The organism is Klebsiella sp. MS 92-3 (genome assembly GCF_000195655.1).
Taxonomy (GTDB): Bacteria; Pseudomonadota; Gammaproteobacteria; order Enterobacterales; family Enterobacteriaceae; genus Klebsiella; species Klebsiella pneumoniae.
Genome location: NZ_GL882709.1, coordinates 1 through 2,400, shown reverse-complemented (window position 1 = coordinate 2,400; position 2,400 = coordinate 1). Strand labels below are relative to the sequence as shown.

General features: G+C 62.0%; 2 protein-coding genes and 1 pseudogene. All 3 read right to left on the bottom strand.

Translation table 11 applies throughout. The annotated features are described in order from the left end of the window. Positions 1-284 precede the first annotated feature (284 nt). Positions 285-1,004: a phosphodiester glycosidase family protein gene (locus HMPREF9538_RS26315; protein ID WP_004176956.1), complete on the bottom strand. Its 720-nt coding sequence runs from the start codon at positions 1,002-1,004 to the stop codon at positions 285-287. Positions 1,005-1,051: 47 nt separating this feature from the next. Then, positions 1,052-2,167, bottom strand: a complete 1,116-nt coding sequence (locus HMPREF9538_RS0126700) for a YbdK family carboxylate-amine ligase (RefSeq protein ID WP_004176954.1) — start codon at positions 2,165-2,167, stop codon at positions 1,052-1,054. A 121-nt stretch (positions 2,168-2,288) separates the two neighbouring features. After that, a pseudogene (locus HMPREF9538_RS31285) lies at positions 2,289-2,400 on the bottom strand (EamA/RhaT family transporter); the annotation flags it as partial.

The window sequence follows — 2,400 nt, the reverse complement described above, 5'->3', positions numbered from 1 at the left end:
GGGGGGGGGGGGGGGGGGGGGGGTGGGGGGTTGTTTTGTTTCGGTTTGTTTTGGGGCGTGAGCCCCGCCTTATCTGCCGACCTCCGGTTCGCCGATTTCAGCGGGAATCGGCCCTGCTGCACGCCCGTAGATTTCAGGGGCCATACCATAGCGAACAGACTCTGTAGACCCGGTAAGCGCAGCGCCACCGGGCAAGGACATCGGGCACGGCGGCAATACCTTGCCCGGCCTGTCGTTAATTTATTCACTCTCCTGGCTGGAATGGCCGTCCCCAAACGCGCCCGCTATTTTCTCTCCACCGTTATCATGGTCACGAACGGATGATACTGCCACGGCACGCTGCCGCCTTTGCGGTACATCTTCGACAGGGTGCCGTCGAGATAAAGCATCTGCCGCACGCCAAGCTTTGACTGCGCATAGCAGGCAAAATCGTAAAAGTTGGTCTCGCGATCGCTGAGCATAAACACCACCCGGCCCTGCTTATCGATACCAACCCCGTTGCGCAGCTTGCGCGAACTGGCGGAGGGCTTCAGTCGCCAGTTGATGACGCCATTTTCAATCAGCATCGGGCCGGACTGCACCGCATAGCGGATGGCGGGAGAGGGTTTGTACGCCGGCAGCGGCACGATTTTCGCCCGGCCGTTTTCCACCAGGAATACGCCGCCGGGGCGGATAAAGAAGTTCCCGCCGCCGGCGGAGCGGTTGACCGGCGTCAGCCGTTTGCCGTCTTCGATATACAGCCCCAGCGGCGCGTAGGCCTTATCGTAAATGCCGCCGTTCATCGCCATCTGCACCCGGCCGTCGCCATCGATACCCGCCAGCAGCGAACGCAGGGAACCCCAGGCTTTGCCGTGCCGATCCTGCCAGTACATCGCAATGCGCTCTTTCTGCGCATCCACCCGATAGCTCTGCAGGGTCAGCGTCGGGTCGGTGAGGGTACAGGCGGCGCTGGCGACGGCGGCCAGGGGCAGCAGCGCCAGAGGGAGCAGGCAACGTAATAACATGGGCAGTCCTTTCTATAGTCTGCGCCGAGTATACCCGCCTCGCTGCCTTATGCCGCCCAAATCTCACAGTGTTTTTGCACCAGCCCGGAAAGCGAACCGCCGTTGGCGATAAAGTCGCGCATCTGCTGCGCCTCGCTGTGCGGCGATTTCGCCTGGCGAACCACCGCCTCCAGCGCTGCCGTCGCCTTCAGCTGATGGGCGAAAGGGGCCAGCCGGTCGGCGAGCTGCAGGATCTCCTGGCGGATGCTGCGCTGCTCCCCGCTGCGCACGTCGGTGAGGGTCCCGTCCAGCCCGTAGCGGCAGGCCTGATAGCGGTTAAAGGGGTACAGCAGATAATCATCAGGCTGGTGCTTAAAAGGGCGCTCCGTCAACAGCCAGCAGGCCAGGGTCTGAATAAAGCCGGCGATGTGGATCGCCTGGGCAAGGGTCAAGGGGGTGTCCATCACCCGCACCTCGACGGTACCAAACTGCGGGCTGGGGCGAATATCCCAGTGCAGATCCTTCATGCTGTCGATCATGCTGGTGTAGCTCAGCTGGCGGAACAGGCGACGAAACCCCTGCCAGTCGGCCACCCACGGCATCGGACCGTTGTCGGGATAGGAGGAGAAGCGGTTCAGGCGCGAACAGGCGAAGCGGCTGTCGGTACTGTCAAACCACGGTGAGGCGGCGTTAAGGGCGATGAAGTGCGGTACAAAGCGCGACAGGCCATGCAGCAGATAGATGGCGTCGTCACCGCTCTGGCAGCCGACGTGCACATGCTGGCCAAAGACCGTCGCCTGCTGTGCCAGATAGCCAAAATGCTCGACGGTTTTGACATAGCGCGGGTTATCGCTGATTTGCTGGCGCTGCCAGGCATGAAAGGGGTGGGAACCGCCGCCGCAGATCTGCAGATGATGGCGCAGCGCCGCGCGCTGGACCGCCTGCTGGATGGCGCTGAGCTGGATTTGCGCATGGCTGATGTCGCGGCACACCCCGGTGGCGATCTCCAGCATGCTCTCGGTGATGTCGTGTTTGGCTTCTCCCACGGTCAGCTCATGCTGGACGTCGGCAATCAGCGTCGAGGCATCCTGGCTGAGATCGTAACCCGGCGGGTTCACCACCTGCAGCTCCAGTTCGATACCGAGGGTAAAAGGATCGGAGCGGTGAAAATCGGCTAAAGGCATAGTCTCTCCCGGTCGATGTGTTCCCTGAAGTATATACCCGTCACACATTTACGTTGGCTTTGCTACGCAGCTTATCCATTCGCCTCGCGCCGCATCCCGCGATATTAGGCGACGCGTCAGGTCAATTGTTGCCCCCGTTCTCTTCGCCAACCCGCTGGCGGCCAAATTTGCGCGAGCCCACCACGCACAGCACCACGCCCAGCGTGACCGCCAGCATCAAGGGGCTGACGGTT